This is a genomic window from Caldibacillus sp. 210928-DFI.2.18 (assembly GCF_020554505.1).
Classification (GTDB): Bacteria; Bacillota; Bacilli; order Bacillales; family Caldibacillaceae; genus Caldifermentibacillus; species Caldifermentibacillus hisashii.
In genome coordinates this window covers 1-25,479 of record NZ_JAJCHL010000049.1, presented here as the reverse complement: position 1 = coordinate 25,479, position 25,479 = coordinate 1, and the positions used below count along the sequence as shown (strand labels likewise).

The 25,479-nt window shown below is 38.9% G+C and carries 42 protein-coding genes; 1 reads left to right on the top strand and 41 read right to left on the bottom strand.

Going from position 1 to position 25,479, the window contains the following annotated elements:
- Positions 1-130: 130 nt before the first annotated feature.
- On the top strand, positions 131-889 hold the full coding sequence (locus LIZ98_RS11185; protein WP_152641909.1) for a site-specific integrase: 759 nt from the start codon (positions 131-133) through the stop codon (positions 887-889).
- Positions 890-1,013: 124 nt separating this feature from the next.
- Here LIZ98_RS11185 and rpsI read toward each other — a convergent pair whose 3' ends face one another.
- The 41 genes from rpsI to LIZ98_RS10980 all read right to left on the bottom strand — a co-directional run bounded on the left by rpsI (position 1,014) and on the right by LIZ98_RS10980 (position 25,382).
- Positions 1,014-1,406 carry a 30S ribosomal protein S9 gene (gene rpsI, locus LIZ98_RS11180; RefSeq protein WP_227139661.1) on the bottom strand — a complete coding sequence of 131 codons (393 nt, stop codon included), beginning with the start codon at positions 1,404-1,406 and terminating at the stop codon, positions 1,014-1,016.
- A gap of 20 nt (positions 1,407-1,426) precedes the next feature.
- A complete protein-coding gene (rplM, locus tag LIZ98_RS11175) occupies positions 1,427-1,864 on the bottom strand; it encodes a 50S ribosomal protein L13 (RefSeq protein ID WP_041846747.1) in 438 nt (145 codons plus the stop codon).
- A gap of 188 nt (positions 1,865-2,052) precedes the next feature.
- Positions 2,053-2,790: a tRNA pseudouridine(38-40) synthase TruA gene (gene truA / locus LIZ98_RS11170; RefSeq protein WP_227139660.1), complete on the bottom strand. Its 738-nt coding sequence runs from the start codon at positions 2,788-2,790 to the stop codon at positions 2,053-2,055.
- 93 nt (positions 2,791-2,883) lie between these two features.
- Positions 2,884-3,678: an energy-coupling factor transporter transmembrane component T family protein gene (locus tag LIZ98_RS11165; RefSeq protein WP_227091980.1), complete on the bottom strand. Its 795-nt coding sequence runs from the start codon at positions 3,676-3,678 to the stop codon at positions 2,884-2,886.
- Positions 3,675-4,544: an energy-coupling factor ABC transporter ATP-binding protein gene (locus LIZ98_RS11160; protein ID WP_227139659.1), complete on the bottom strand. Its 870-nt coding sequence runs from the start codon at positions 4,542-4,544 to the stop codon at positions 3,675-3,677. The genes LIZ98_RS11165 and LIZ98_RS11160 overlap by 4 nt, the downstream gene beginning before the upstream one ends.
- Entirely contained in the window at positions 4,520-5,359 is an 840-nt protein-coding gene (locus LIZ98_RS11155; protein WP_095141923.1) for an energy-coupling factor ABC transporter ATP-binding protein, read from the bottom strand. The genes LIZ98_RS11160 and LIZ98_RS11155 overlap by 25 nt, the downstream gene beginning before the upstream one ends.
- 639 nt (positions 5,360-5,998) lie before the next feature.
- A complete protein-coding gene (gene rplQ, locus LIZ98_RS11150; protein ID WP_034767077.1) occupies positions 5,999-6,364 on the bottom strand; it encodes a 50S ribosomal protein L17 in 366 nt (121 codons plus the stop codon).
- A gap of 49 nt (positions 6,365-6,413) precedes the next feature.
- Entirely contained in the window at positions 6,414-7,358 is a 945-nt protein-coding gene (locus LIZ98_RS11145; protein WP_227139658.1) for a DNA-directed RNA polymerase subunit alpha, read from the bottom strand.
- A 171-nt stretch (positions 7,359-7,529) separates the two neighbouring features.
- The gene (gene rpsK, locus LIZ98_RS11140) at positions 7,530-7,919 is read right to left on the bottom strand and encodes a 30S ribosomal protein S11 (RefSeq protein WP_034767073.1); all 390 of its coding nucleotides are present in this window, start codon (positions 7,917-7,919) and stop codon (positions 7,530-7,532) included.
- A 22-nt stretch (positions 7,920-7,941) separates the two neighbouring features.
- Entirely contained in the window at positions 7,942-8,307 is a 366-nt protein-coding gene (gene rpsM, locus LIZ98_RS11135) for a 30S ribosomal protein S13 (RefSeq protein ID WP_034767071.1), read from the bottom strand.
- Positions 8,308-8,326: 19 nt separating this feature from the next.
- Positions 8,327-8,440 carry a 50S ribosomal protein L36 gene (rpmJ, locus tag LIZ98_RS11130; RefSeq protein WP_003156543.1) on the bottom strand — a complete coding sequence of 38 codons (114 nt, stop codon included), beginning with the start codon at positions 8,438-8,440 and terminating at the stop codon, positions 8,327-8,329.
- A gap of 33 nt (positions 8,441-8,473) precedes the next feature.
- The gene (gene infA / locus LIZ98_RS11125) at positions 8,474-8,692 is read right to left on the bottom strand and encodes a translation initiation factor IF-1 (protein ID WP_010191517.1); all 219 of its coding nucleotides are present in this window, start codon (positions 8,690-8,692) and stop codon (positions 8,474-8,476) included.
- Complete coding sequence (locus tag LIZ98_RS11120; protein ID WP_041846751.1) at positions 8,692-8,997, bottom strand: KOW domain-containing RNA-binding protein; 306 nt, start codon at positions 8,995-8,997, stop codon at positions 8,692-8,694. Before LIZ98_RS11120 ends, infA begins: the two co-directional genes overlap by 1 nt.
- A gap of 144 nt (positions 8,998-9,141) precedes the next feature.
- Positions 9,142-9,792: an adenylate kinase gene (locus LIZ98_RS11115; RefSeq protein ID WP_034767063.1), complete on the bottom strand. Its 651-nt coding sequence runs from the start codon at positions 9,790-9,792 to the stop codon at positions 9,142-9,144.
- Positions 9,793-9,854: 62 nt separating this feature from the next.
- Positions 9,855-11,147: a preprotein translocase subunit SecY gene (gene secY / locus LIZ98_RS11110; protein ID WP_227139657.1), complete on the bottom strand. Its 1,293-nt coding sequence runs from the start codon at positions 11,145-11,147 to the stop codon at positions 9,855-9,857.
- Positions 11,147-11,587: a 50S ribosomal protein L15 gene (gene rplO, locus LIZ98_RS11105; RefSeq protein WP_034767061.1), complete on the bottom strand. Its 441-nt coding sequence runs from the start codon at positions 11,585-11,587 to the stop codon at positions 11,147-11,149. The genes secY and rplO overlap by 1 nt, the downstream gene beginning before the upstream one ends.
- Before the next feature lie 30 nt (positions 11,588-11,617).
- A complete protein-coding gene (gene rpmD / locus LIZ98_RS11100; protein ID WP_034767059.1) occupies positions 11,618-11,797 on the bottom strand; it encodes a 50S ribosomal protein L30 in 180 nt (59 codons plus the stop codon).
- A 13-nt stretch (positions 11,798-11,810) separates the two neighbouring features.
- Positions 11,811-12,311, bottom strand: coding sequence for a 30S ribosomal protein S5 (gene rpsE, locus LIZ98_RS11095; protein WP_034767056.1), 501 nt, complete (start codon positions 12,309-12,311; stop codon positions 11,811-11,813).
- A 21-nt stretch (positions 12,312-12,332) separates the two neighbouring features.
- Positions 12,333-12,695 (bottom strand): 50S ribosomal protein L18, encoded by a 363-nt coding sequence (gene rplR / locus LIZ98_RS11090; RefSeq protein WP_034767053.1) that lies wholly within the window; start codon positions 12,693-12,695, stop codon positions 12,333-12,335.
- Positions 12,696-12,725: 30 nt separating this feature from the next.
- On the bottom strand, positions 12,726-13,262 hold the full coding sequence (gene rplF, locus LIZ98_RS11085) for a 50S ribosomal protein L6 (RefSeq protein ID WP_034767051.1): 537 nt from the start codon (positions 13,260-13,262) through the stop codon (positions 12,726-12,728).
- 27 nt (positions 13,263-13,289) lie between these two features.
- A complete protein-coding gene (gene rpsH / locus LIZ98_RS11080; protein WP_034767049.1) occupies positions 13,290-13,688 on the bottom strand; it encodes a 30S ribosomal protein S8 in 399 nt (132 codons plus the stop codon).
- Between the two features lie 27 nt (positions 13,689-13,715).
- Positions 13,716-13,901 (bottom strand): type Z 30S ribosomal protein S14, encoded by a 186-nt coding sequence (locus LIZ98_RS11075; RefSeq protein ID WP_034767047.1) that lies wholly within the window; start codon positions 13,899-13,901, stop codon positions 13,716-13,718.
- A gap of 20 nt (positions 13,902-13,921) precedes the next feature.
- Positions 13,922-14,461, bottom strand: coding sequence for a 50S ribosomal protein L5 (gene rplE, locus LIZ98_RS11070; RefSeq protein WP_034767044.1), 540 nt, complete (start codon positions 14,459-14,461; stop codon positions 13,922-13,924).
- 28 nt (positions 14,462-14,489) lie between these two features.
- On the bottom strand, positions 14,490-14,801 hold the full coding sequence (gene rplX, locus LIZ98_RS11065) for a 50S ribosomal protein L24 (protein ID WP_034767042.1): 312 nt from the start codon (positions 14,799-14,801) through the stop codon (positions 14,490-14,492).
- 38 nt (positions 14,802-14,839) lie between these two features.
- Positions 14,840-15,208 carry a 50S ribosomal protein L14 gene (rplN, locus tag LIZ98_RS11060; RefSeq protein ID WP_041847224.1) on the bottom strand — a complete coding sequence of 123 codons (369 nt, stop codon included), beginning with the start codon at positions 15,206-15,208 and terminating at the stop codon, positions 14,840-14,842.
- A gap of 41 nt (positions 15,209-15,249) precedes the next feature.
- The gene (rpsQ, locus tag LIZ98_RS11055; protein ID WP_034767038.1) at positions 15,250-15,513 is read right to left on the bottom strand and encodes a 30S ribosomal protein S17; all 264 of its coding nucleotides are present in this window, start codon (positions 15,511-15,513) and stop codon (positions 15,250-15,252) included.
- Between the two features lie 21 nt (positions 15,514-15,534).
- Positions 15,535-15,735, bottom strand: a complete 201-nt coding sequence (rpmC, locus tag LIZ98_RS11050) for a 50S ribosomal protein L29 (RefSeq protein WP_034767036.1) — start codon at positions 15,733-15,735, stop codon at positions 15,535-15,537.
- Positions 15,725-16,159, bottom strand: a complete 435-nt coding sequence (gene rplP, locus LIZ98_RS11045; protein WP_034767035.1) for a 50S ribosomal protein L16 — start codon at positions 16,157-16,159, stop codon at positions 15,725-15,727. Before rplP ends, rpmC begins: the two co-directional genes overlap by 11 nt.
- Before the next feature lie 2 nt (positions 16,160-16,161).
- The gene (gene rpsC / locus LIZ98_RS11040; RefSeq protein ID WP_034767034.1) at positions 16,162-16,818 is read right to left on the bottom strand and encodes a 30S ribosomal protein S3; all 657 of its coding nucleotides are present in this window, start codon (positions 16,816-16,818) and stop codon (positions 16,162-16,164) included.
- Positions 16,819-16,821: 3 nt separating this feature from the next.
- The gene (gene rplV, locus LIZ98_RS11035; protein ID WP_034767033.1) at positions 16,822-17,163 is read right to left on the bottom strand and encodes a 50S ribosomal protein L22; all 342 of its coding nucleotides are present in this window, start codon (positions 17,161-17,163) and stop codon (positions 16,822-16,824) included.
- A gap of 18 nt (positions 17,164-17,181) precedes the next feature.
- Complete coding sequence (rpsS, locus tag LIZ98_RS11030) at positions 17,182-17,460, bottom strand: 30S ribosomal protein S19 (RefSeq protein WP_034767032.1); 279 nt, start codon at positions 17,458-17,460, stop codon at positions 17,182-17,184.
- Between the two features lie 60 nt (positions 17,461-17,520).
- Positions 17,521-18,351: a 50S ribosomal protein L2 gene (gene rplB / locus LIZ98_RS11025; protein WP_034767031.1), complete on the bottom strand. Its 831-nt coding sequence runs from the start codon at positions 18,349-18,351 to the stop codon at positions 17,521-17,523.
- A 24-nt stretch (positions 18,352-18,375) separates the two neighbouring features.
- On the bottom strand, positions 18,376-18,660 hold the full coding sequence (gene rplW / locus LIZ98_RS11020; protein WP_034767030.1) for a 50S ribosomal protein L23: 285 nt from the start codon (positions 18,658-18,660) through the stop codon (positions 18,376-18,378).
- Positions 18,660-19,283, bottom strand: a complete 624-nt coding sequence (rplD, locus tag LIZ98_RS11015) for a 50S ribosomal protein L4 (RefSeq protein WP_216408436.1) — start codon at positions 19,281-19,283, stop codon at positions 18,660-18,662. The genes rplW and rplD overlap by 1 nt, the downstream gene beginning before the upstream one ends.
- A gap of 26 nt (positions 19,284-19,309) precedes the next feature.
- Positions 19,310-19,939 (bottom strand): 50S ribosomal protein L3, encoded by a 630-nt coding sequence (gene rplC / locus LIZ98_RS11010; RefSeq protein WP_034767021.1) that lies wholly within the window; start codon positions 19,937-19,939, stop codon positions 19,310-19,312.
- Positions 19,940-19,972: 33 nt separating this feature from the next.
- A complete protein-coding gene (gene rpsJ / locus LIZ98_RS11005; RefSeq protein WP_003156464.1) occupies positions 19,973-20,281 on the bottom strand; it encodes a 30S ribosomal protein S10 in 309 nt (102 codons plus the stop codon).
- Between the two features lie 342 nt (positions 20,282-20,623).
- Positions 20,624-21,811 carry an elongation factor Tu gene (gene tuf / locus LIZ98_RS11000; RefSeq protein WP_227091975.1) on the bottom strand — a complete coding sequence of 396 codons (1,188 nt, stop codon included), beginning with the start codon at positions 21,809-21,811 and terminating at the stop codon, positions 20,624-20,626.
- A gap of 129 nt (positions 21,812-21,940) precedes the next feature.
- A complete protein-coding gene (gene fusA, locus LIZ98_RS10995) occupies positions 21,941-24,019 on the bottom strand; it encodes an elongation factor G (protein WP_227139656.1) in 2,079 nt (692 codons plus the stop codon).
- Positions 24,020-24,096: 77 nt separating this feature from the next.
- Positions 24,097-24,567, bottom strand: coding sequence for a 30S ribosomal protein S7 (rpsG, locus tag LIZ98_RS10990; protein WP_034767015.1), 471 nt, complete (start codon positions 24,565-24,567; stop codon positions 24,097-24,099).
- Positions 24,568-24,613: 46 nt separating this feature from the next.
- A complete protein-coding gene (gene rpsL, locus LIZ98_RS10985) occupies positions 24,614-25,033 on the bottom strand; it encodes a 30S ribosomal protein S12 (RefSeq protein WP_034767013.1) in 420 nt (139 codons plus the stop codon).
- A gap of 100 nt (positions 25,034-25,133) precedes the next feature.
- Complete coding sequence (locus LIZ98_RS10980; RefSeq protein ID WP_034767010.1) at positions 25,134-25,382, bottom strand: 50S ribosomal protein L7ae-like protein; 249 nt, start codon at positions 25,380-25,382, stop codon at positions 25,134-25,136.
- Between the last annotated feature and the right edge of the window lie 97 nt (positions 25,383-25,479).

Below are 25,479 nucleotides of genomic sequence, written 5' to 3'. Positions count from 1 at the left end.
GACGGATTCTCGCTCCATATTTCTTTTTGAAGGCTTCCCAATGTTGATGTTCATCAAATAAGATTTGTTTCAAAATATTTTTCTCCATATATTAAAAATACCACAGTGTTAGCTCTGTGTGTCTGTGGATGTGACGAAATTTTATACTTTCTTATCTTTCAAGGAAAATCCAATGGACTATGTAGCCTATCCGTACTATGAGGATGAATATTCGTCAAAGGAGGAAGATACAGGCGTGGAGTTTTGGGAAAAAGAAACCGTTAATACTTTCCTTACTCGGGCTGAACAGGAGCTTTCTTTCCGGGTATTTGCGATGTTCCGGACTTTCTTATATACCGGCATTCGGAAAGGTGAACTGTCCGCGTTGCTTGAAAGTGACTTATGTCAAGATAAAAAGGAACTGTCCATCAATAAAACGCTTGTATGGATCAACGGAGATTATCAGCTGCTTCAACCGAAAACGAAAAACTCATTCCGGAAGATTGGGCTGGATGATGAAACTTTTAATGTATTGGTTAAACTCATTGAATTGAACCGGCGCTTACGTGAGGAACACGGGAATCCAAATATCGAACCTTTCTTGTTTCCAAGACCGTCTGACCTGAAACCGATGCGGAGTGCATACCCGAATGAAACGCTGCATTCAACCTGTAAAAGATTTAAGATAAAAAATATTAAAGTACACGGTTTAAGGCACACACACGCCTCTATGCTGTTTGCAGCTGGTGCAAGGATGAAAGACATTCAGAAACGGTTGGGCCATTCGAGGATTAGTACAACGATGGATATTTACACGCATATTTCGGAAAAAGCAGATGGAGAACTTAGCAAAAAATTGGTGAGTTTTCTAAATAACGAAGATAATGAAAATCAAGACGGGAGGATCTGAAATTTTTTCATGAATAATTCCAGTCAGATTCCAGTCACGGGGCCATATTCAAGCAAAATAAAAGGCCCATTTGGGAACCTCTTGAAAAGTCCAAATGGGCCAAACCCTTGATATATATGGGTTATTAACGCTTTGAGAATTGTGGCGCGCGACGTGCACCTTTAAGACCGTACTTCTTACGTTCTTTCATGCGGGCGTCACGTGTTAAGAAGCCGGCACGTTTTAGAACAGCGCGATATTCCGGATCAGCTTGAAGCAATGCACGAGCAATCCCGTGACGAATGGCTCCGGCTTGACCGGTATAGCCGCCGCCTTTTACATTTACTAACACATCATAACGACCAACTGTTTCCGTTGCAACAAGCGGTTGTTTAACAACTTCACGCAATGCTGCAAAAGGAATATATTCTTCAATATCACGATCATTAATAACGATACGACCATCACCAGGAACTAATCGAACACGTGCAACAGAACTTTTGCGACGACCTGTTCCGTAATATTGTACTTTTGCCAAAATGATTTCCCTCCTCTAGATTAACCGCGCAACTCGTAGTTTTCAGGTTTTTGTGCTTGATGTGGATGTTCCGGACCTGCATAAACATGTAATTTTTTAAACATTTGACGTCCTAAAGAATTTTTCGGAAGCATGCCTTTCACAGCCAATTCAAGCATTCTTTCTGGATAGTTCGTACGCATTTCATCAGCGGTCCGAACTTTCAACCCACCTGGATGCTGACTATGACGATAATATTTTTTATCAGCTAATTTGTTTCCTGTTAATTCAATTTTCTCTGCATTAATAATAATGACATGATCACCAGTATCTACATGCGGTGTATAAGTTGGTTTATGTTTACCGCGTAAAATCGATGCTACTTCACTTGCCAAACGTCCAAGTGTTTGACCGGCAGCATCAACAACGTACCATTTGCGTTCAATTTCTTGTGGCTTAGCCATATAAGTCGTACGCATTGATTACCCTCCTAATATCCATCAATTGTTTATATTCAACATAATAAGTTTCCGGGGCTTATCATGGAAAAAACAATGTACCATATGATATAATAACGGTTCTGAAACGTGCTGTCAAGGTAATATACTTAATTTCGTTACTAAAAGTATGTGGCAATAAATGGGGCTCCCAATGTCGGCAGTCAAATTTAATAGTAAACTTTATATAAGTACAAACCATGCCCAGGCACGGTTTTTCCTGCTTGCATTCTGTCCTTTGCTTCTATAATTTGCGGAATTTCTTCCGGCGCTCGTTTCCCTGTGCCAACCTCCAGCAATGTACCAACAATAATCCTTACCATATTGTACAAAAATCCCGTCCCTTTTATTTTTATAATCAGTTGGTCCCCTTCTTGAATAAGAGTTAAGCTTTCAATCGTACGAATCCGGTCTTTTACTTCTGTTTTCGCTGAACAAAAGCTGGTAAAATCATAGGTTCCGAGTAAATATTTTGCAGCTTTTTCCATTTTCTGGAAATGAAGGGGATATGGGAAATGGTAATAATAATTTCTCATAAAAGGGTCCCGATCTTTTTTTAATGAAATATAATAATGATATTCTTTCCCTTTAACGGAAAAACGAGCGTGAAAATCAGACGGTACTTCCTCGGATGTTACAACAACAATATCAGAAGGAAGTAATGAATTCAGTGCAATTTTCCAGCGGTCTTCAGGTATTTCAAGAGGACTGTCGAAATGGATGACTTGCCCCTTTGCATGTACATGGGCATCGGTTCTTCCAGAAGCAAAAATCGGAGTCATTTCCCCTTTATGCATTTTCATCAGTACTTTTTCAATCTCACCTTGAATCGTTCGTTTTTCCGGTTGTCTTTGATATCCCTCAAAATGAGTTCCATCATAGGCGATGACACATTTCAATCTTTTCATTCTAATAATCTCCGAGTCTCCATCAGTTTTACATGAGCTAATTTTTAATAAGAAAAGCGCAAAGTCCTGCTTTTGTACCGCTAAAGAAGAACTCTAGCGAAGTAAAAGTAATAGAATTGTCAAAATGAATAAAGTTAGTATGGCGATATTGTCAATCATCCCCCATTTTAGCAGACGATATTTCGTCCTTCCTTCGCCACCGCGATAGCCTCTCGCTTCCATTGCTGTAGCTAACTCTTCCGCCCGTTTGAATGCATTAATGAAGAGCGGAATTAATAGAGGTACGACCGCTTTTGCCCGTTGTTTAATGGTACCTTCTGAAAAATCAACCCCACGGGCCATTTGTGCTTTCATTATTTTATCTGTTTCATCCATTAATGTTGGAATAAAACGAAGAGCAATGGAAATCATCAGTGATAATTCATGAACAGGAAAACCTACTTTCTTCAAAGGTTTCAGTAAACTTTCAATCCCGTCTGTTATTTCAATCGGTGTTGTCGTCAAAGTTAATAAAGAAGTTACGAGTAATAAAAAGAAGAAGCGGAGGGAAATAAAAATCCCCTGACGCAGACCTCCTTGATAAATTTCGATAAAACCAAATTTATATAAGAGATCCCCTTCCTTCGTGAAAAATATATGCAAAAAGAACGTGAATAAAATAATCCAAAACAAAAATTTTAAACCGTTAAATAAAAATTTAATCGGGATATTTGATAGCCATATTGCCGCTAAGGTAAAAACCCCCAATAACCCATATGTCAACGCATTATCAGCCAGAAAAACAACAGCAATGAATATGATTATTGTTAATAACTTCGCACGGGGATCCATTTTATGTAATGGTGAATCAACTGGTATATACCGGCCGAAAATCATTTTCTCCATCATTTCTCGTTCACCCGCTTTATATAAGCAAATATATTTTCAACCAGCTCATCGATAGATAAGCTCGGTTCGGCAATTTCCTTTCCAATTTTATCCTCCAGTTTCAATTGAAAACGAACCGATTCCGGTACATCTAAACCTAAATCAATTAATTCAGCCGGTGATGAGAATATTTCCTTTGGTGTCCCCTTTTTATAGACCGTTCCTTTATGCATAATAATAATTGAATCAGCATATTTCGAGGCTTCCTCCATACTATGGGTGACAAGAACAATCGAAATCCCTTTTTTCTGATAAAGTTGGTAAAACATTTCCATAATTTCCGTTCGTCCCCGGGGATCAAGCCCCGCAGTTGGTTCATCCAAAACAAGAATATCCGGATTCATCGCAAGGACACCGGCAATGGCCACCCTCCGCATTTGACCACCGGAAAGGTCAAAGGGGGACTTGTTTAGGAGTTCTTCCGACAAACCCACTAATTTTAGCGCCGTTTTTGCCTGTTGTCTTGCCTCTTCCTCGGTTGCCCCAAAATTCATAGGTCCAAAACAAATATCCTTTTCAACTGTTTCTTCAAAAAGCTGGTGTTCAGGAAATTGGAACACAATACCGACTTTTTGCCTGATTCCCTTTAAGCCTTTTCCCTTTTTTTCAGAAGTTACCGTCAAATCACCAATCCGGATTTCTCCTCCTGTCGGTTGCAATAATCCATTCAAATGTTGTAATAAGGTTGATTTCCCCGAACCGGTATGACCGATGACTGCTGTGTAACTATGGGAAGGAATCGTAACATTGATATGAAAGAGCGCCCGTTTTTCAAATGGTGTTCCTTTTTGATAAACATACTCTAAATCTTTTGTAACAATTTGCATAAATAGTCCACCAACTTGTCTTCATGTAGAATTTCATCCGGTATATGGTATCCATTTTCCTTAAACTTTTTTATCAGTTTTTGAGTAAAAGGAATATCCAGCCCCAGTTCAACTAATTTTTCATCCATTAAGAAAATATCCGCAGGTGTTCCTTCTGCATAAACAGTTCCGCGATTCATGACAATTAGCCTGTCCGCTTTCACTGCTTCCTCTAAATCATGGGTAATCGAAATAATTGTTAAATTGTTAAGGTTTTTCAATTCTCTTACGGTTCCCAGTACTTCACTTCTTCCCCTCGGATCAAGCATTGAAGTCGCCTCATCAAGGATAATAATAGCCGGTCTTAATGCTAAAACACTGGCAATTGCAACTCTTTGCTTTTGCCCCCCGGAAAGATGGTGTGGCTCTTGATTAAGAAATTGGTCCATCTTTACTTTCGCAAGTGAGTCATGGACACGTTTCACCATTTCCTCTCGCGGAATCCCGTGATTTTCTAAACCAAAAGCAACATCATCTTGAACTGTAGTACCAACAAACTGATTATCCGGATTTTGAAAAACCATCCCAACCAAATCACGAACATCCCAAACCGTTTCTTCAGAGATTTCTTTTCCATTCACATAAATCGATCCGGATTCGGGAAATATAAGACCATTCATCAATTTCGCAATGGTCGATTTTCCTGATCCGTTATGACCGACAATCGCCAGCCATTCACCTTCATACACCGAAAAATTGACACCGTTTAATGCATAAGAGGCATTTTCATCATATTTAAACGTAACATCTTGGAACCGTACAATTTCTTTAGCCATGGATTTCATTTCACCTCGGAATACAAAAGCCAGTCTAACTGACTTAGCTAAAAACATTATAATGGAAAATGTTCAATTTAACCAACTAATTTTTCAGTACAGTAAATTCATTCTATTATAAAGAGTTAAAGGTAAATTTACAAAAGTTTCCTTATGCGCTTACGTCCTCTAAAAATTTCCAACCTTGTCGAAGCCCTATTGGATATTTATACTTCATGTATAAAAAAAAGCCTGCACCCTTTCCATGCGCAGTCATATTGCTCAAACGAACCATTATTCTTTTAAGTTTTTTACAGCGTAAGATTATAAAATGTATCCGTAATTAGAAAGGGTACCAGAGCTAGACAAAGGACTTTTCCCTTTATCGTAACACTCGCTTTTTTTCAGTATCATCCGTTAAACTCAATTTTTCAAAACAGGATCTTGATGAACCGCATCCAAAAATAAATTTACTAAAAAATATATGCTTAACATACAATATTTTAAGCCAAAATAAATACGATTCAAGAAATTTCCCGTCAATCCTTTTTGAGGACAAATTATTTATGGAAAAAGGGCAGAATTCAGTACAATCCCTTACTGCCCTCTTTGCATATGTTGTTAACATGAGGAAAATCTCCATAAAACAACATCATTCAATTAGTCAACGAATTCAATAATGGCCATCGGTGCACTATCACCACGGCGAGGTCCCACTTTAAGAATTCTTGTATATCCACCTTGTCGATCCTCATAACGAGGTGCAATATCTGAGAATAATTTTTGTAACGCATCTTTATTTGATTCATCATCTGCAACTTCTTTACGAACGAAGGCAGCTGCTTGACGACGTGCATGAAGATCTCCGCGTTTACCTAAAGTAACTAATTTTTCAATAACGGAACGTAATTCTTTCGCACGAGTTTCAGTCGTTTGAATGCGTTCATTAATAATAAGGTCAGTTGCTAAGTCACGTAACAAAGCTTTACGCTGATCGCTTGTACGTCCTAATTTTCTGTAGCCCATGTTGTTTCCCTCCTTTTTGAAGTAAATTCCTTCAAATTACCGGTTTTCATTAATCGTCCTTACGTAAGGACAAACCGAGTTCTTCTAATTTTGCCTTTACTTCTTCTAAAGATTTTCGTCCAAGGTTACGAACTTTCATCATATCTTCTTCTGATTTATTCGCTAATTCCTGAACAGTGTTAATTCCTGCACGTTTTAGACAGTTATAAGAACGAACCGAAAGATCAAGTTCTTCAATGGTCATTTCAAGCACTTTCTCTTTTTGGTCTTCCTCTTTTTCTACCATAATTTCAGCATGCTGTGCCTCATCTGTTAAGTCAACAAAAATATTCAGATGCTCCATCATAATTTTTGCAGCCAAGGAGATAGCCTCTTTTGGACCAATACTCCCATCTGTCCAAACTTCTAACGTTAATTTATCATAATCCGCTGATTGACCAATACGCGTATTCTCAACAAAATAAGAAACTTTTGAAACAGGAGTATAAATCGAATCAATTGGAATCACACCAATTGGTTGATCTTCTCGTTTATTATCATCGGCAACCGTATAGCCGCGCCCATTTTTGGCTGTTAAACGCATCCGTAGTTTCCCGTTTGCTGCTAATTCGGCAATGTGTAAATCAGGATTTAAAATTTCAACATCACTATCATGATTAATATCAGCTGCTGTTACAACTCCCGCACCACTCATGTCGATTTCAAGCGTTTTTTCTTCATCGGAATAAATTTTTAACGCTAATTTTTTTAAATTCAAGATGATTGTAGTTACATCCTCCACGACGCCTTCAATAGTTGAAAACTCATGTAGCACTCCATCTATTTGAATAGATGTGACAGCGGCACCAGGAAGTGAGGATAGCAGGATACGACGTAAGGAGTTACCCAAAGTTGTACCATATCCACGCTCAAGCGGCTCGACTACAAACTTTCCGTACTTGGCGTCATCGCTGATCTCAACTGTTTCAATTATCGGTTTTTCAATTTCGATCATTCAAATTTACCCTCCTTCAAAACGTCGAAACCCCGGCAAGAATAATATATTCTAACCGAAATTCCCCCTGTAAAGTATTCCCGTTTGTGCACAACATTTTGGTTTTCTAAAAATTTGTTTACTGTATCATAACCCATTATAGACGGGCGATACGATTTCTATACACAAAAATTATACACGACGACGTTTTGGCGGACGGCAACCGTTATGAGGTACCGGAGTCACATCCTTAATAGCTGTAACTTCGAGACCTGCAGCCTGCAGTGCACGGATTGCTGCTTCACGACCTGCCCCTGGACCTTTAACATTTACTTCTAAAGATCTCATTCCGTGTTCCATTGATGCTTTTGCTGCTGCCTCAGCTGCCATTTGTGCAGCAAATGGAGTGGATTTACGAGAGCCTTTGAAACCAAGGGCACCGGCACTTGACCAAGAAACTGCATTCCCATGAATATCCGTAATTGTAACGATTGTATTATTAAATGTAGAACGAATATGTGCTACACCTGATTCTATATTCTTTTTCACACGACGTTTACGTGTATTTGTTTTACGAGCCATTTTACAAAACCTCCTTTACCTATTATTTTTTCTTATTAGCGACTGTCTTACGTGGACCTTTACGTGTACGAGCATTGTTCTTCGTATTTTGTCCACGTACAGGCAATCCGCGACGATGACGTAATCCACGGTATGAACCGATTTCCATTAAACGTTTGATGTTTAAGGATACTTCACGGCGAAGGTCACCTTCAACTTTTAATCTGTCTACCAGGTCACGAATTTTATTAATTTCCTCTTCTGTGAGGTCACGAACTCTAGTGTCTTCAGAAACACCGGCTTCTGCTAAGATTTTTTGAGCAGTTGATTTACCAATACCGTAGATATATGTTAAAGAAATGACGATGCGTTTATCTCTTGGAATATCTACACCTGCAATACGTGCCATACTTGAGCACCTCCTTTAATTATCCTTGTTTTTGTTTATGTTTAGGATTTTCACAAATTACCATAACTTTTCCTTTTCTGCGAATAACTTTACATTTTTCGCAAATAGGTTTTACAGATGGTCTCACTTTCATTTGCTTTTTACCTCCTTAACTTTTCGGAGTACCTTATTTAAAACGATAAGTAATTCTTCCTCTCGTTAAATCATAAGGTGATAATTCAACAGTAACTTTATCACCCGGCAAAATCCGAATGAAGTGCATACGAATCTTACCGGAAACATGAGCAAGTACCGTATGCCCATTTTCCAACTCAACTTTGAACATTGCATTCGGCAAAGTTTCAATGACAGTACCTTCGACTTCAATCACGTCGTCTTTGGCCATTAATGTGTTCCCTCCTCGCGAGCCAAGTAAAATGACCGGAATGTATGCAAGGCATATCGCAGTTTTCCGTCAGTTACCCGACCTGTTTGTAAAATACTGTTTTTTACTTCAGGGGAAACATAATTGTATAAATGTAAATGATTTATATTTTTCTTCTTGGGACGATCAAACTTTCGCTTATCCCCATCCGCAATTAATACAAGATTATTGTCGATTTGACCTACAATGACAGAGAAAACACCAGCGTTTCTCCCTCTGGTTTCACAGACAATTCGACCAATATGTGCAGGATACCTATTCTCCATAGAAACCACCTGCTTAAGGGAAACAGAATACTATACACAAATAAACATTATACAATGATTCTCCTAATAAATCACGAAAAAATTTTTGCCAACGGAGAAAAAAGTTAACAAAAATATTCTATCAACATTATGGCTAAAAGTATTTTATTTTAAACCGGCAAGCAGCTTATCAATCTCTTCAAAAACTTTATTAATTTCTTGGACACCATTAATGGTTTTTAGCACATCTTTAGAGGCATAAAAATCAAGTAACGGCTTCATTTGTTTTACATTGACATCCAAGCGGTTTTGTACGGTTTCTGCATGATCATCCGGACGTTGGTAAAGCTCGCCACCACATTTGTCGCATGTATTTGCCACTTGCGGCGGGTTAAATACAAGGTGATAGGTTGCCCCGCATGATTTACAGATACGGCGACCTGTCAGACGTTCCATCAATATATTTTTATCAACGTTAATGTGAATGCAATAATCGATCTTTTTATTTAAATCATTCAATATTTGATCAAGGCTTTCTGCTTGTTGGACAGTTCTCGGAAATCCGTCGAGTAAAAAACCGGCTTGGCAATCCGATTTTGATAAGCGTTCTCTTACAATGCCAACCGTAACTTCATCTGGAACCAATTCACCTTTATCCATATAGGATTTTGCCTTTAAGCCTAGTTCTGTTCCATCTTTTATTGCTTGACGAAACATATCACCTGTTGAAATATGAGGGATTTGATATTTTTGAACAATTTTTTCTGCTTGAGTCCCCTTACCGGCACCAGGCAAACCCATTAAAATTAAATTCACTTGAATTCCCCCTAAAGTTTAGGATTATAGGAACTCCTGGATGGACGTTCCTAAACCCTATCCTATTTTAAAAACCCTTTATAATGACGTTTGACAAGTTGTGCCTCAAGCTGTTTCGTCGTTTCAAGAGCAACACCAATAACGATCAATAAACTTGTTCCGCCAATTTGAACACTGGACGGTAAATTCCCGATTCCCGTGAAAATAACAGGTAAAATCGCAACAATTGCCAGGAAGATCGAACCTACAAAGGTGAGACGATATAAAACACCTGTAAAGTAATCTTGGGTTTGTTTACCGGGTCTATGTCCGGGTACGTATGCGCCCTGTTTCTTTAAATTATCTGCCAGTTGTTCAGGGTTCACTTGAATAAACGCATAAAAATACGTAAATGCAATAATTAAAATTACGTAAATGCTCATTCCAAACGGATGGGAATAATTAAACCATTCGGTAATCCATCGCGTTACCTTATTATCACCAAAAAAAGATGCAATTGTCGGTGGTGTAATTAAGAATGATACAGCGAAAATAATTGGGATAACCCCTGCAGAATTTACCTTCAGCGGAATATGAGAGGAATTACCGCCAACTGTATTTTGCCCGGCCACTCTTTTTGCATATTGAATTGGTATTTTCCGTACTGCTTGTTGGATAAAAATAACACCAACAACGATCGCTAAAATTAAGAAAACTAGTAGCAACGCAATCAAAATACGGATAAATAATTGCTCACCGGCATTTTCAAATTGAGAAGCATAGATTTGATTAATCATTGACGGGAAAGCAGAAACGATACCGGCAAAAATGATAATGGATATACCATTTCCTACACCTTTTGCGGTAATCAATTCGCCCAACCAAAGCAAAAAGGCAGTGCCGGCTGTCAGTACAAGTGCAATCAAGAGATGATTTGCGACTGAATTATCTTCTATCAAAAGTCCACCAACATATGCATTGAAACCGTAAGACATTCCCAAAGCTTGAATGAAACCAAGAATTATTGTAGCGTAACGGGTAACTTGGGCTATTTTTTTACGGCCGACTTCACCCTGTTTTGACCATTCCGTCAACTTTGGAACAACATCCATTTGTAATAACTGCATAATGATAGAAGCAGTAATATAGGGCATAATCCCCATCGCTAAAATAGAGAAGTTTTTTAACGCTCCACCGCCAAAGATATTCAATATACCAAATGCATTTGCTTGTGATCCAAAGTTTAATGCCTCTGCATTAACCCCCGGTACAGGAATGAATGTGCCAATTCTAAAGATGATTAACATCAACAAGGTAAAAATAATTTTATTTCTTATGTCTCGTACACGCATAAAATTGGAGAATGTCCGGAACATCAAACCACCTCGGTTTTGCCACCTGCAGCTTCAATTGCTTCTTTTGCAGCAGCGGAAAATTTATGAGCCTTAACGGTTAACTTTTTCTCAACGGTTCCTTTTGCTAAAATCTTGATTCCGGATTTTTGATTGCTTACAACGCCGGTTTCAAGTAAGAGCTCAGGTGTTACTTCAGTTCCATCCTCAAAACGATTTAAGGCATCTAAGTTTACAACTGCATATTCTTTCCGATTGATGTTTGTAAACCCACGTTTTGGTAAACGTTGGAATAACGGCATTTGTCCACCTTCAAAACCTAAACGGACACCACCGCCTGAACGAGCATTTTGACCTTTTTGACCACGTGTACTTGTTTTTCCGTGACCGCTACCAGTACCGCGACCGACACGTTTCCGACTTTTACGGGATCCTTCGTTCAATTGCAATTCATGTAGTTTCATGTTGGCACCTCCTTTGTTAAAACGCAATTATTATTCTTTTACCGAAACTAAATGTGACACTTTATTAATCATACCGCGAATCGCAGCATTATCTTCTTTTACAACCGTTTGATGCATTTTGCGTAAACCCAATGCTTTAACAGTCTCTCTCTGGTCTTTTGGACGACCAATAAGGCTTTTGGTGAGGGTAATTTCTAAAGTTTTAGCCATCTGATTTCCCTCCTTATCCTAACAATTCTTCAACTGATTTATTACGTAATTTCGCTACGTCCTCAGCACGTTTTAATTGATGAATTCCGTCCATTGTAGCTCGTACCATATTAATTGGTGTGTTAGATCCTAGTGATTTTGATAAAATATCAGAAATTCCAGCTAGTTCTAGCACGGCACGTACAGGACCGCCTGCGATAACTCCGGTACCTTCATGAGCAGGCTTCAAAAGAATTTTTCCAGCTCCGAAGTTTCCGATTACCTCATGAGGAATGGTAGTACCAACGCGAGGAACTTCCACTAAGTTTTTCTTAGCATCTTCTACTGCTTTACGAATTGCATCCGGAACTTCTTGAGCTTTCCCTGTTCCAAATCCTACATGGCCATTCTTGTCACCTACAACAACAAGCGCTGTGAAACGGAAGCGGCGACCACCTTTAACAACTTTAGCCACGCGGTTAACAGTAACTACACGTTCTTCAAGTTCAAGTTTTGATGGATCAATACGACGCATAAATTTTCCCTCCTTTTTCTATTAAAATTCCAGACCGGTTTCCCGTGCTGAATCTGCTAAAGCTTGAATCCGACCATGATACAGATAACCACTACGATCAAAAACAACCGACTTATAACCTTTTTCTAACGCACGTTTAGCCACCAACTCGCCTACTTTTGCAGCTGCTTCAATATTGCTGGTTGATTCTAAATTAATTTCCTTATCTAAAGTTGATGCACTTGCTACAGTTACACCCTTCGTATCATCGATTAATTGTGCATAAATATGTTTGTTTGAACGAAAGACAGTGAGTCTCGGACGTTCAGGAGTACCGGATATTTTTGCACGAATGCGTGTATGTCTTTTTCTGCGAACCGCATTTTTATCAGGTTTTATAATCATGTGTGTCACTCCCTTCTAAAACGTTTATCCTTATTTACCAGTCTTACCTTCTTTTCGACGGACATATTCACCAACATAGCGAATACCTTTACCTTTATATGGTTCAGGCGGACGGACATCTCTAATATTTGCCGCTAATGCCCCAACTTGTTCCTTGTCAATACCTTTCACAACGATTTGGGTATTGGATGGAACATCAATTTCAAGCCCATTTTCCGGAGTGATCTCTACAGGATGAGAATAACCAACACTTAAAACAAGTTTATTCCCTTGTTTTTGTGCCCGATATCCAACCCCAATCAGTTCAAGAGATTTTTCAAAACCTTTTGAAACTCCTTCAACCATATTTGCAAGGATTGCACGGGTAGTACCGTGAACTGTCCGATGTTCTTTGGAATCAGATGGACGAGTGACGGTTACAACATTATCTTCAACAGTGATCGTTATGTCTTTATTAAACTCTCTGCTTAATTCCCCTTTAGGTCCTTTTACAGTTACTCTATTTCCGTTAAGTGTCACCGTGACACCTGCAGGAACTTCGATAGGTTTTTTACCGATACGTGACATTAAAATACACCTCCATTCATACCTAGATTACCAAACGTATGCTAAAACTTCTCCGCCTACTTTACGTGCACGCGCTTCTTTATCCGTAATTACACCTGATGATGTTGAGATAATAGCAATACCTAATCCGTTCAATACTTTTGGTACTTCATCAGCTTTTGCGTACACACGTAAGCCAGGTTTGCTTATACGCTTTAGACCGGTTATAACACGTTCGTTGTTTGGACCGTATTTTAAGAAAATACGAATGATCCCTTGTTTGTTGTCATCGATATATTCAACATCACGAACGAATCCTTCACGTTTCAAAATTTCTGCAATTTCTTTTTTAATTTTCGAAGCAGATACTTCTAAACTATCGTGACGTACCATATTCGCATTACGAATACGAGTTAATAAATCTGCAATTGGATCTGTCATTACCATACCATTTACCTCCTTTCGAAACGGGTTTTACCAACTTGCTTTTTTAACACCAGGAATTTGACCTTTATAAGCTAATTCACGGAAACAAATACGGCATAATTTAAATTTGCGATATACGGAATGTGGACGGCCACAACGTTCACAGCGTGTATATTCTTGAACTTTAAATTTTGGTTGACGTTTTTGTTTCACAATCATTGATTTTTTAGCCACGGTTTCGCCTCCTTTTTCGATTACTTTTTGAACGGCATTCCTAATTGAGTTAATAGCTCACGAGATTCTTCATCAGTATTTGCAGTTGTAACAATAACAATGTCCATACCGCGTACTTTGGCAACTTTATCATAATCAATTTCAGGGAAAATTAATTGTTCTTTAATCCCTAGAGTGTAATTACCGCGACCGTCAAACGCATTTTTTGAAACTCCACGGAAATCACGTACACGAGGTAATGAAACAGAAACTAATTTATCAAGAAAATCATACATCCGTTCACCACGAAGAGTAACTTTTGCGCCAATCGGCATTCCTTCACGAAGACGGAAACCTGCGATTGATTTTTTCGCTCTGGTTACTACCGGTTTTTGACCGGTAATTAGTGTTAATTCCTCTACAGCATTATCCAATGCTTTTGAGTTTTGAACGGCATCTCCAACACCCATATTGACAACAATTTTTTCAAGTTTAGGAACTTGCATGACAGATTTATAGTTAAATTTACTCATTAAACTTGGAACGATTTCTTTTATATATTTTTCTTTTAGGCGGTTCATCATGTGTACCTCCTTTCTTCACCACGAATTATTTATCTAATACCGCACCTGATTTTTTGGCAATACGTACTTTTTTACCATCTATTACTTGATAACCAACACGAGTTGGTTCACCGGTCTTAGGATCAATCGGCATAACGTTAGAAACATGAATGGCAGCTTCCATGTTTATAATTCCACCTTGAGGATTATCTTGAGATGGTTTTGCATGCTTTTTAACAATATTTACATTTTCTACAATCACCCGGTCTTTTTTAGGATAGGCGGCTAAAACAATACCTGTCTTGCCTTTATCTTTACCGGAAATAACCATCACTTTATCACCTTTTTTTACATGCATCATTCGCACCTCCTTAAAAGGCATAAATCTTTTTAAAATTAAAGAACTTCCGGAGCAAGTGAGACGATCTTCATAAAGTTGTTTTCACGAAGTTCACGTGCAACAGGTCCAAAAATACGGGTGCCACGCGGGCTTTTATCGTCACGGATTATGACACAAGCATTTTCATCAAAACGGATATAAGTACCGTCACTGCGCCGTACACCACGTTTTGTACGTACAACAACTGCTTTAACTACATCACCTTTTTTAACAACGCCTCCTGGTGTTGCTTGTTTAACAGTTGCGACAATCACGTCACCGATATTCGCATATTTACGGCCGGATCCGCCTAATACTTTAATCGTTAAGACTTCGCGTGCTCCTGAATTATCAGCAACTTTCAAACGAGTTTCTTGTTGAATCATAAATGAAACCTCCCTTCGGAAACAATACGTTCTATTGGAAATTAAATAATAACAGCTTTTTCAACAACTTTTACTAAACGAAAACGTTTTGTTGCAGAAAGCGGACGAGTTTCCATGATTTGAACAATATCGCCAACTTTTGCTTCGTTCAACTCATCATGGGCTTTAAATTTTTTCGAATATTTCACGCGTTTACCATAAAGAGGATGTTTTTTATATGTTTCAACTAAAACGGTAATGGTTTTATCCATTTTATCTGAAACAACACGCCCTGTATAAACTTTACGTTGGTTGCGTTCACTCATTACCTTACCTCCTCCCTAGTATTAGTTGTTAATGCCGATCTCTCTTTCACGGATGACAGTTTTCATACGTGCAATGGATTTACGTACTTCCCTTATACGAGCAGTATTTTCAAGTTGACCGGTCGCCAATTGGAAGCGAAGATTGAAAAGTTCTTCTTTTAACGACTTAATTTTTTGTTCAATTTCGGTAGTGGTTAAATCACGAATTTCTTTAGCTTTCATTTACTTCACCACCAATTTCTTCTCTTTTTACAAACTTACATTTAATCGGAAGTTTATGAGATGCTAGACGCAATGCCTCACGAGCAACTTCTTCAGAAACTCCGGCAATTTCAAACAATATTTTACCAGGTTTTACAACTGCCACCCAGCCTTCAGGAGCACCTTTACCGGAACCCATCCGAACTTCAAGCGGTTTTGCAGTATATGGTTTATGCGGAAAAATTTTAATCCAAACTTTACCGCCACGTTTCATATAACGAGTCATCGCAATACGTGCTGCTTCAATTTGACGGTTTGTAATCCATGAAGCTTCAAGTGCTTGCAGGCCGTATTCACCGAACGCAACTTCAGTACCGCCTTTCGCACGGCCACGCATTTTCCCACGATGTTCACGACGATATTTTACACGTTTAGGCATTAACATTATTATTTTCCTCCTTCCTCGGAATTTTTCTTCGCAGGAAGAACTTCACCACGATAGATCCAAACTTTTACACCAAGTTTACCGTAAGTTGTATCCGCTTCTGCATGTGCATAATCGATGTCTGCACGTAAAGTATGAAGTGGCACCGTTCCTTCACTATAGTGTTCGGCACGTGCAATATCAGCTCCGCCAAGACGTCCAGATACCATTGTTCTGATACCTTTTGCACCTGCACGCATCGTTCTTTGAATTGCTTGTTTTTGCGCACGACGGAATGAAACACGGTTTTCTAATTGACGTGCAATATTTTCAGCAACCAGTTTTGCATCAAGATCTGCCTTTTTTATTTCAACAATGTTAATATGCACCTTTTTACCCGTAATTGCATTTAACGCTTTTCGTAATGCTTCAACTTCGGAACCACCTTTACCGATGACCATTCCCGGTTTCGCTGTATGGATGGTAATATTTACACGGTTTGCCGCACGTTCAATTTCAACGCCGGATACTGCAGCATCTTTGAGGCGATTATAAATATATTCACGAATTTTAATATCTTCATGTAATAGTTCTGCATAATCTTTATCTGCGTACCATTTGGATTCCCAATCACGAATAATCCCGACACGCAAACCGATAGGATTAACTTTTTGACCCACTCATTATCCCTCCTTTTTTTCTGATAGCACAATTGTAATATGGCTAGTACGTTTATTAATTTGTGAAGCACGTCCTTGTGCACGCGGACGGAAACGTTTCAATGTCGGACCTTCATCAACATATGCTTTTGAAACAACTAAATTGTTTACATCCATTTCGTAGTTATGTTCAGCATTCGCAATAGCAGAATTTAATACTTTTTCAACGATTGGGGATGCAGCTTTAGGTGTGAATTTTAAAATAGAAATTGCTTCACCGACTTGTTTTCCTCGAATTAGATCAACGACTAAGCGAGCTTTACGAGGTGCAATACGAACTGTTCTAGCAACAGCTTTAGCTTCCATGGATTTGCCCTCCTCTCATTAACGTCTTGTTTTCTTATCATCACCGGCATGGCCTTTATAAGTACGAGTTGGTGCAAATTCACCAAGTTTATGACCCACCATATCTTCGGTAATGTAAACCGGTACATGTTTACGTCCATCATATACTGCAATCGTATGCCCTACAAATGACGGGAAAATCGTTGAACGACGAGACCATGTTTTAATTACTTGTTTTTTACCACTTTCATTTAATACATCTACTTTTTTCAGAAGATGTTCATCTGCAAAAGGACCCTTTTTTAAGCTACGACCCATGTTTGAACCTCCCTTCTTAATTGCTCTACGGTTCTATCATCGAACCGTAGCCAAATCATTTTATTTTTTACGACGACGTACGATAAACTTATCTGACTTATTATTTTTCTTACGAGTTTTATATCCAAGTGCAGGTTTACCCCAAGGAGTCATTGGAGATTTACGTCCAACAGGAGCTTTACCTTCACCACCACCGTGTGGATGGTCATTCGGGTTCATTACAGATCCGCGTACAGTTGGGCGTTTGCCTAACCAGCGGGAACGACCTGCTTTACCGATATTTATAAGTTCATGTTGTTCATTTCCAACTTGACCGACTGTTGCACGGCAAGTACCAAGAACCATACGAACTTCACCGGATGTTAAGCGAACTAGTACATATTTGCCTTCTTTACCGAGCACTTGTGCACTTGCTCCGGCAGAACGAACTAATTGACCGCCTTTTCCGGGTTTTAATTCAATGTTATGAATTACGGTACCAACCGGAATGTTTGCCAAAGGTAGAGCATTTCCAACTTTAATATCCGCATCCGGACCGGATTCAATATCCATTCCGACTTCTAATCCTTTTGGTGCAAGAATATATCTTTTTTCTCCATCATGATAATGGATTAAGGCGATATTTGCAGATCGATTCGGATCATATTCAATAGTGGCAACGCGTCCGAGTATGCCATCTTTGTTACGTTTAAAATCAATCACACGGTATTGGCGTTTATGTCCACCGCCTTGGTGACGAACAGTTAACTTACCTTGGTTATTACGGCCTGCCTTTTTGTTTAACGGACGTAACAATGATTTTTCCGGTTTATCTGTAGTAATTTCCGCAAAATCGGAAACCGTCATATTACGCCGACCATTTGAGGTAGGTTTATAATGTTTAATCGCCATTTATTTTCCCTCCTTTTCAATTACTTAAGCTTGAAAGATTTCAATCTCTTGACTATCTTCCGTTAATTTGACAATTGCTTTTCTACGTTTATTTGTAAAACCGGTATATCTGCCCATTCTTTTGAACTTACCTTTGTAGTTCATAATGTTAACTTTTTCTACTTTAACACCGAAAATTTCTTCAACGGCTTGTTTTACTTGGGTTTTATTCGCTCTGACATCTACTTCAAATGTATATTTTCTATCGTTCAAATCGTTCATAGAGCGTTCAGTAATGACGGGGCGCTTGATTACATCACGTGCATCCATTATGCTAGCACCTCCTCTACTTTTCTGGCAGCTTCTTCTGTCATGATTAACTTTTCATGACCAATAATATCTAATACATTAACCGCATTTGAGCTGACAACTTTTACACCAGGGATATTTCGCGCAGATAATACTGCATTTTCATTAGTATCACTTGTTACAATAAGTGCTTTTGTATCCACTGACAGATTTTTTAGAACAGTTACAAAATCTTTTGTCTTTGGTGCTTCAAATGTTAATTGATCAAGTATCACAATATTGTTTTCTTGTACTTTTGTTGATAAAGCCGATTTTAATGCTAAGCGACGCACCTTTTTCGGAAGTTTATATGCATAACTACGCGGTACTGGGCCAAATACTGTACCACCCCCACGCCATTGAGGTGCGCGAATTGAGCCTTGACGAGCACGGCCTGTTCCTTTTTGTCTCCATGGTTTACGACCACCGCCGCGAACTTCGGAACGATTTTTTACTTTTGCAGTTCCTTGTCTCTGAGAAGCTCGCAAACTAATGATCACTTCTGACATGACATGTTTATTCGGTTCAATACCAAATACGGAATCATTCAGTTCGATTTCTCCGACTTGTGATCCGGCTTGGTTATACACAGTTACTTTTGGCATTCCTATGTCCTCCTTTCCTCTTTAATTTATTTTGCTTTTATCGCCGTTCTAATTTTCAAGAATGATTTTTTTGGACCAGGAACATTTCCTTTAATTAATAGAAGGTTTCTATCTGTATCCACCTTGACAATTTCCAGGTTTTGAATGGTAATTTGTTCTCCACCCATACGACCCGGTAATTCTTTAGATTTGAATACACGGTTTGGAGCTATTGGCCCCATTGAACCAGGACGACGATGATAACGAGAACCGTGTGACATTGGTCCACGTGATTGTCCGTGCCGTTTAATAGCACCTTGGAATCCTTTCCCTTTGGAAATTCCGGTTACATCGACAATCGTACCTTCTTGAAAAATATCTGCTTTGACTTCTTGACCAATTTCATATTCTTCTATATTTACATCTCTAATTTCACTGATGAAGCGCTTAGGAGCGGTATTTGCTTTGGCAACATGGCCTTTTTCAGGCTGATTTGCCAATCTTTCAGGTTTATCTTCATAACCTAATTGAATTGCATTATAACCGTCTGTTTCAACAGTTTTCTTTTGAAGAACGACGTTAGGTGTTACGTCAACAACTGTAACAGGGATAAGATCGCCGTTTTCCAAGAAAATTTGAGTCATACCAATTTTTCTTCCTAAGATTCCTTTGGTCATCAGTCACACCTCCTAAATTTTAAAATGAATTGATTATAATTTAATTTCAATATCAACACCGGATGGTAAATCCAATCTCATCAAAGCATCAACAGTTTGTGGAGTTGGATTCACGATGTCGATCAAACGTTTATGTGTACGCATTTCGAATTGTTCTCGGGAATCTTTATATTTGTGTACCGCACGTAAAATGGTATAAACTGATTTTTCAGTTGGCAACGGAATCGGACCACTTACTGATGCTCCGGAACGTTTTGCGGTTTCCACAATCTTTTCTGCTGATTGATCAAGAATACGATGATCATATGCTTTTAATCGGATACGAATCTTTTGTTTTGCCATTATTTTCCCTCCTTTTCGCCTAATTGCTAGACTTCTCCATGAAAATTTCCTGCACACATGCCATGGCAAAGCGGCCGGGTGTGTCAGCAACCTCTCACTTCATCGCTAATAAAAGTCAACATTTGATATTATACATAAAAAGTATAACGAATGCAACCTTTTTCCAAAGTTATCTGTAACAAAACCTCTACTATTATACATAGAACATAACCTTTTTTCAACATCATTAGCATGGTAACTTTTGATAATAATTTGAAGCCGCATGTCTGCTTGAAATTTTTTGTTTAAAAAAAACAAGACGGATAGATTATCTACCCGTCTTTCGTCTGATCGAAATGATTTTTATTTTTCGATAGAAGCAACAGAGCCTGCTCCGACTGTACGTCCACCTTCGCGAATTGAGAATTTTGTACCTTCTTCAATAGCGATCGGTGAAATCAATTCTACTGTCATTTCAACATTGTCGCCAGGCATAACCATTTCTACGCCTTCAGGTAATTCAATGATGCCTGTAACATCTGTTGTACGGAAATAGAATTGCGGACGATAGTTTGAGAAGAATGGAGTATGACGTCCACCTTCTTCTTTTGTTAATACGTAAACTTGTGCTTTAAATTTTGTATGTGGAGTAATTGTCCCCGGTTTAGCAAGTACTTGACCACGTTCAACTTCATCACGAGCAACCCCACGAAGAAGTGCACCGATATTGTCACCGGCTTCTGCTTGGTCTAATAATTTACGGAACATTTCAACACCAGTTACAGTTGTTTGTTTTGGTTCGTCTGAAAGACCAACGATTTCAACAACGTCACCAACTTTTAACACACCGCGTTCTACACGACCGGTGGCAACTGTCCCACGACCAGTGATTGAGAATACATCTTCAACCGGCATCATAAATGGTTTATCAGTTTCACGTTGTGGAGTTGGAATGTATTCATCAACAGCTTCCATTAATTCAAGGATTTTACCTTCCCATTCTGCGTCTCCTTCAAGAGCTTTCAAAGCAGAGCCTTTAATAACAGGGATATCATCACCCGGGAAGTCATATTCTGATAACAGGTCACGAACTTCCATTTCAACTAATTCTAATAATTCTTCATCGTCAACCATATCACATTTGTTTAAGAATACAACGATGTAAGGAACACCTACTTGACGAGAAAGAAGAATGTGTTCACGAGTTTGTGGCATTGGACCGTCAGCAGCAGATACAACAAGGATTGCTCCGTCCATTTGAGCTGCACCAGTAATCATGTTTTTAACATAGTCAGCATGTCCTGGGCAGTCAACGTGTGCATAGTGCCGTTTGTCAGTTTCATATTCAACGTGTGCAGTAGAAATCGTGATTCCACGAGCTTTTTCTTCAGGAGCACCGTCGATTTGGTCATATGCGCGAGCTTCTGCTTTCCCTTGTTTTGCAAGAACAGTAGTAATTGCTGCAGTTAAAGTAGTTTTACCATGGTCAACGTGTCCGATAGTACCAATATTAACATGTGGTTTTGAACGATCATATTTAGCTTTAGCCATTAGGATATATCCTCCTTTAATTTTAAAATTTACAAAATATATATGTAGCTCTGGAAAGGTGGTTAAACCATTTCCATCGCATTTGTAACCTTCAATAGTAGTTATACAAGATTCACTTTACAAAATCAATTATTGACCGCTATTTTTTTTGATTATTTCTTCAGCAATTGATTTTGGTACTTCTTCATAGTGATCCGTAAACATTGTAAAAGTACCGCGTCCTTGTGTGTTGGAACGCAATGAGGTTGCATATCCAAACATTTCGGCAAGAGGAACCATTGCACGAACAACTTGTGCGTTCCCCCGGGCTTCCATTCCCTCAACGCGACCACGACGAGAAGTAATATCGCCCATAATATCGCCCAAGTATTCTTCCGGAATAACAACTTCCACTCTCATAATTGGTTCCAGTAATACAGGGTTACATTTTTTAGCGGCATTTTTCAAAGCAAGTGAAGCCGCAACTTTAAATGCCATTTCGCTAGAGTCAACATCATGATAAGAACCGTCAAATAATTTTGCTTTAATGTCAACTAAAGGATAACCGGCAATGACGCCGTTTTTCATTGCATCTTCAAGTCCTGCTTGAACGGCTGGTATATATTCGCGTGGAACAACCCCACCGACAATTGCATTTTCAAATTCAAAGCCTTTACCTTGTTCATTCGGTGAGAACTCGATCCAAACGTGACCATATTGTCCACGTCCACCGGATTGGCGAACAAATTTTCCTTCAACTTGAGCTGAAGTAGTAAATGTTTCACGATATGCAACTTGTGGAGCACCCACATTTGCTTCTACCTTAAATTCACGGCGCATACGATCGACGATAATATCAAGGTGAAGTTCACCCATACCTTCGATGATGGTTTGACCTGTTTCTTGGTCTGTATGTGCACGGAATGTCGGGTCTTCTTCTTGAAGTTTTTGTAATGCTGTACTCATCTTGTCTTGGTCAGCTTTCGATTTTGGTTCAATCGCAACAGAGATGACCGGTTCCGGGAATTCCATAGATTCTAAAATAACCGGATTTTTTTCATCACAGAGGGTATCGCCGGTTGTTGTATCTTTCAAACCAACCGCTGCAGCAATGTCGCCGGCATAAACTTCCGGAATTTCTTGACGGTGATTTGCGTGCATTTGCAGAATACGCCCAATCCGCTCACGTTTCCCTTTTGTAGAGTTCAGTACATAGGATCCGGATTGCAATGTACCCGAGTAAACACGGAAGAATGTCAGTTTACCAACATATGGATCGGTCATTACTTTAAATGCTAATGCAGAGAAAGGCTCATCGTCATTTGCATGACGTTCAACATCTTCATTCGTATCCGGAATAATACCTTTGATAGAAGGTATGTCAAGCGGTGATGGCAGATAGTCGACTACTGCATCCAGCATCAACTGAACACCTTTGTTTTTAAATGCCGAACCGCAAAGTACCGGGAAGAACTCAACGCTTAAAGTTGCTTTACGAATACCTGCTTTCAGTTCTTCAACAGTTATTTCTTCACCTTCAAGATATTTCATCATTAAGTCTTCATCAAGTTCGGCAACAGCCTCAATTAATTTGTTGCGATATTCCTCAGCTTGGTCTTTATACTCGTCAGGAATTTCTCCCTCAGTAATTTCAGTACCAAGATCATTTGAATAAAATACAGCTTTCATTTCAACTAAATCGATAATACCGTTGAATTGATCTTCGGCACCAATCGGCAACTGAATCGCATGGGCATTTGCTTGCAAACGATCATGAAGTGTATCGACTGAATACAAGAAATTGGCCCCGATTTTATCCATTTTATTTACAAAAACAATTCTCGGTACCCCATATGTTGTTGCTTGACGCCATACAGTTTCTGTTTGTGGTTCAACACCGGATTGGGCGTCAAGAACAGTCACTGCACCGTCTAGTACACGTAAAGAACGTTCAACTTCAACAGTGAAGTCTACGTGTCCCGGGGTGTCGATAATATTTACACGGTGACCTTTCCATTGTGCTGTCGTAGCAGCAGAAGTAATGGTAATCCCCCGTTCTTGTTCTTGCTCCATCCAGTCCATTTGGGAAGCACCTTCATGGGTTTCACCAATTTTATGGATCCGGCCAGTGTAAAATAGGATGCGTTCGGTTGTTGTTGTTTTTCCTGCATCGATATGTGCCATGATTCCAATATTACGAGTGTTTTCTAAGGAGAACTCTCTTGGCATCCATATTTCTCCTTCCTTGTTATAATTATTAAAAAGTTAATTGCAAAAATCGTATACTTAATAATAGAAGTAATGAATTACCAACGATAGTGAGCAAACGCTTTGTTTGCTTCAGCCATTTTATGTGTATCTTCACGTTTTTTCACGGAAGCACCTGTATTATTTGCAGCATCCATGATTTCGTTGGCTAAACGTTCTTCCATTGTTTTTTCTCCGCGAAGACGAGCATAGTTTACTAACCAGCGTAAACCTAATGTTGTTCGACGATCAGGACGAACTTCTACAGGCACTTGATAGTTCGCACCACCTACACGGCGGGCTCTTACTTCTAATACCGGCATAACATTTTTAAGAGCTTGTTCGAAAACTTCCATTGGCTCTTTTCCGGTCCGCTCACGGATAATATCAAATGCTTTATAAAGGATTGTTTGAGCTTTTCCTCTTTTTCCATCAATCATAATTTTATTTACTAAACGTGTTACTAGTTTTGAATTATAAATCGGATCCGGTAACACATCTCTTTTCGCAACTGGGCCTTTACGTGGCATTACCTTATTCCTCCTTTCAAAAGAAAATCAACTTAAAAATGGTTTATTATTTCTTCTCTTTCGGACGTTTTGTACCGTATTTCGAACGACCTTGTTTACGGTTTTCTACTCCTGCCGTATCTAACGCTCCACGAACGATATGGTAACGTACCCCAGGTAAGTCTTTTACACGTCCGCCACGGATTAACACAACACTGTGTTCTTGTAAATTATGTCCGATCCCGGGAATATAAGCTGTTACTTCGATTCCGTTCGTTAGCCGAACACGAGCATATTTACGAAGTGCGGAGTTTGGTTTTTTCGGTGTCATCGTCCCTACACGTGTACATACACCGCGTTTTTGAGGTGATGCAAGGTTCGTTTGTTCCTTTTTAAAACTGTTATAACCCTTGTTTAGTGCAGGAGATTTTGACTTTTCAACAATCGCTTTACGTGGTTTACGAACTAATTGATTAATTGTAGGCATGATTTTTTCCTCCCTTCTTGGTTTTTTAAGCCCACACATCCAGGTGATTCATTTTTGGGCAAAAATAATTTTGTAGTTAAATAATTAACTACAGTAATATTTAATTCATAATAGCAACTGTTGCAGCACGCACGTCTATACCACACGCTTTTCCAAGTTTCTCCATGGAATCTACATAGATAATTGGCACATTTGCCTCATTCGCAATTTTAACAATTTCCGATATGAGTTTCTTATCGGCATCGCTAGCAACGATCACTTCATGAACAGAGCCCGACTTCAGAGCTTTCAAAGTTTGCTTTGTTCCTATTTTTATATTCCTGGCCTGTTTTACTTTTTCATAAGACATCTTATATATCCTCCAAAGCAACAGGATGATTAGGAGCACCTTGATTATATTAGCACCATAAAAATTAAAAGTCAAGTTGTTAATTGAATATTTTTAA

What these genes read in the sequence shown, in the direction of transcription:
- rplN (WP_041847224.1), bottom strand. Translation starts at nt 15,208, where the DNA reads ATGATTCAACAAGAAACTCGTTTGAAAGTTGCTGATAATTCAGGAGCA.
- rpsK (WP_034767073.1), bottom strand. Translation starts at nt 7,919, where the DNA reads ATGGCTCGTAAAACAAATACACGTAAACGTCGTGTGAAAAAGAATATA.
- tuf (WP_227091975.1), bottom strand. Translation starts at nt 21,811, where the DNA reads ATGGCTAAAGCTAAATATGATCGTTCAAAACCACATGTTAATATTGGT.
- fusA (WP_227139656.1), bottom strand. Translation starts at nt 24,019, where the DNA reads ATGCCAAGAGAGTTCTCCTTAGAAAACACTCGTAATATTGGAATCATG.
- rpsM (WP_034767071.1), bottom strand. Translation starts at nt 8,307, where the DNA reads ATGGCACGTATTGCAGGTGTAGATATTCCAAGAGATAAACGCATCGTC.
- rpmD (WP_034767059.1), bottom strand. Translation starts at nt 11,797, where the DNA reads ATGGCTAAAACTTTAGAAATTACCCTCACCAAAAGCCTTATTGGTCGT.
- rplC (WP_034767021.1), bottom strand. Translation starts at nt 19,939, where the DNA reads ATGACCAAAGGAATCTTAGGAAGAAAAATTGGTATGACTCAAATTTTC.
- rpsG (WP_034767015.1), bottom strand. Translation starts at nt 24,567, where the DNA reads ATGCCACGTAAAGGCCCAGTTGCGAAAAGAGATGTGTTACCGGATCCG.
- truA (WP_227139660.1), bottom strand. Translation starts at nt 2,790, where the DNA reads ATGAAAAGATTGAAATGTGTCATCGCCTATGATGGAACTCATTTTGAG.
- rpmC (WP_034767036.1), bottom strand. Translation starts at nt 15,735, where the DNA reads ATGAAAGCTAAAGAAATTCGTGATTTAACCACTACCGAAATTGAACAA.
- rplD (WP_216408436.1), bottom strand. Translation starts at nt 19,283, where the DNA reads ATGCCAAAAGTAACTGTGTATAACCAAGCCGGATCACAAGTCGGAGAA.
- rplO (WP_034767061.1), bottom strand. Translation starts at nt 11,587, where the DNA reads ATGAAACTACATGAATTGCAATTGAACGAAGGATCCCGTAAAAGTCGG.
- rpsE (WP_034767056.1), bottom strand. Translation starts at nt 12,311, where the DNA reads ATGCGTCGTATTGATCCATCAAAACTTGAACTTGAAGAACGTGTAGTT.
- rpsH (WP_034767049.1), bottom strand. Translation starts at nt 13,688, where the DNA reads ATGGTAATGACAGATCCAATTGCAGATTTATTAACTCGTATTCGTAAT.
- LIZ98_RS11155 (WP_095141923.1), bottom strand. Translation starts at nt 5,359, where the DNA reads ATGGCTAAAGAAATTGTACGGTTCCAAGATGTTACGTTTAAATATGAT.
- LIZ98_RS10980 (WP_034767010.1), bottom strand. Translation starts at nt 25,382, where the DNA reads ATGTCTTATGAAAAAGTAAAACAGGCCAGGAATATAAAAATAGGAACA.
- rpmJ (WP_003156543.1), bottom strand. Translation starts at nt 8,440, where the DNA reads ATGAAAGTGAGACCATCTGTAAAACCTATTTGCGAAAAATGTAAAGTT.
- rplF (WP_034767051.1), bottom strand. Translation starts at nt 13,262, where the DNA reads ATGTCACGTATCGGTAAAAAACCTATCGAAGTTCCTGCAGGTGTCACG.
- rpsQ (WP_034767038.1), bottom strand. Translation starts at nt 15,513, where the DNA reads ATGAGTGAACGCAACCAACGTAAAGTTTATACAGGGCGTGTTGTTTCA.
- rpsS (WP_034767032.1), bottom strand. Translation starts at nt 17,460, where the DNA reads ATGGGTCGTAGCTTAAAAAAGGGTCCTTTTGCAGATGAACATCTTCTG.
- rplP (WP_034767035.1), bottom strand. Translation starts at nt 16,159, where the DNA reads ATGTTAATGCCTAAACGTGTAAAATATCGTCGTGAACATCGTGGGAAA.
- rplE (WP_034767044.1), bottom strand. Translation starts at nt 14,461, where the DNA reads ATGAACCGCCTAAAAGAAAAATATATAAAAGAAATCGTTCCAAGTTTA.
- LIZ98_RS11160 (WP_227139659.1), bottom strand. Translation starts at nt 4,544, where the DNA reads ATGCAAATTGTTACAAAAGATTTAGAGTATGTTTATCAAAAAGGAACA.
- rplW (WP_034767030.1), bottom strand. Translation starts at nt 18,660, where the DNA reads ATGGATGCACGTGATGTAATCAAGCGCCCCGTCATTACTGAACGCTCT.
- rplQ (WP_034767077.1), bottom strand. Translation starts at nt 6,364, where the DNA reads ATGGGCTACAGAAAATTAGGACGTACAAGCGATCAGCGTAAAGCTTTG.
- rplB (WP_034767031.1), bottom strand. Translation starts at nt 18,351, where the DNA reads ATGGCGATTAAACATTATAAACCTACCTCAAATGGTCGGCGTAATATG.
- LIZ98_RS11145 (WP_227139658.1), bottom strand. Translation starts at nt 7,358, where the DNA reads ATGATCGAAATTGAAAAACCGATAATTGAAACAGTTGAGATCAGCGAT.
- secY (WP_227139657.1), bottom strand. Translation starts at nt 11,147, where the DNA reads ATGTTCCGGACATTCTCCAATTTTATGCGTGTACGAGACATAAGAAAT.
- rpsL (WP_034767013.1), bottom strand. Translation starts at nt 25,033, where the DNA reads ATGCCTACAATTAATCAATTAGTTCGTAAACCACGTAAAGCGATTGTT.
- rplV (WP_034767033.1), bottom strand. Translation starts at nt 17,163, where the DNA reads ATGGAAGCTAAAGCTGTTGCTAGAACAGTTCGTATTGCACCTCGTAAA.
- LIZ98_RS11120 (WP_041846751.1), bottom strand. Translation starts at nt 8,997, where the DNA reads ATGGAGAATAGGTATCCTGCACATATTGGTCGAATTGTCTGTGAAACC.
- rplX (WP_034767042.1), bottom strand. Translation starts at nt 14,801, where the DNA reads ATGCATGTAAAAAAAGGTGATAAAGTGATGGTTATTTCCGGTAAAGAT.
- infA (WP_010191517.1), bottom strand. Translation starts at nt 8,692, where the DNA reads ATGGCCAAAGACGACGTGATTGAAGTCGAAGGTACTGTCATTGAAACT.
- LIZ98_RS11165 (WP_227091980.1), bottom strand. Translation starts at nt 3,678, where the DNA reads ATGATGGAGAAAATGATTTTCGGCCGGTATATACCAGTTGATTCACCA.
- rplM (WP_041846747.1), bottom strand. Translation starts at nt 1,864, where the DNA reads ATGCGTACGACTTATATGGCTAAGCCACAAGAAATTGAACGCAAATGG.
- rpsJ (WP_003156464.1), bottom strand. Translation starts at nt 20,281, where the DNA reads ATGGCAAAACAAAAGATTCGTATCCGATTAAAAGCATATGATCATCGT.
- rplR (WP_034767053.1), bottom strand. Translation starts at nt 12,695, where the DNA reads ATGATTATAAAACCTGATAAAAATGCGGTTCGCAGAAAAAGACATACA.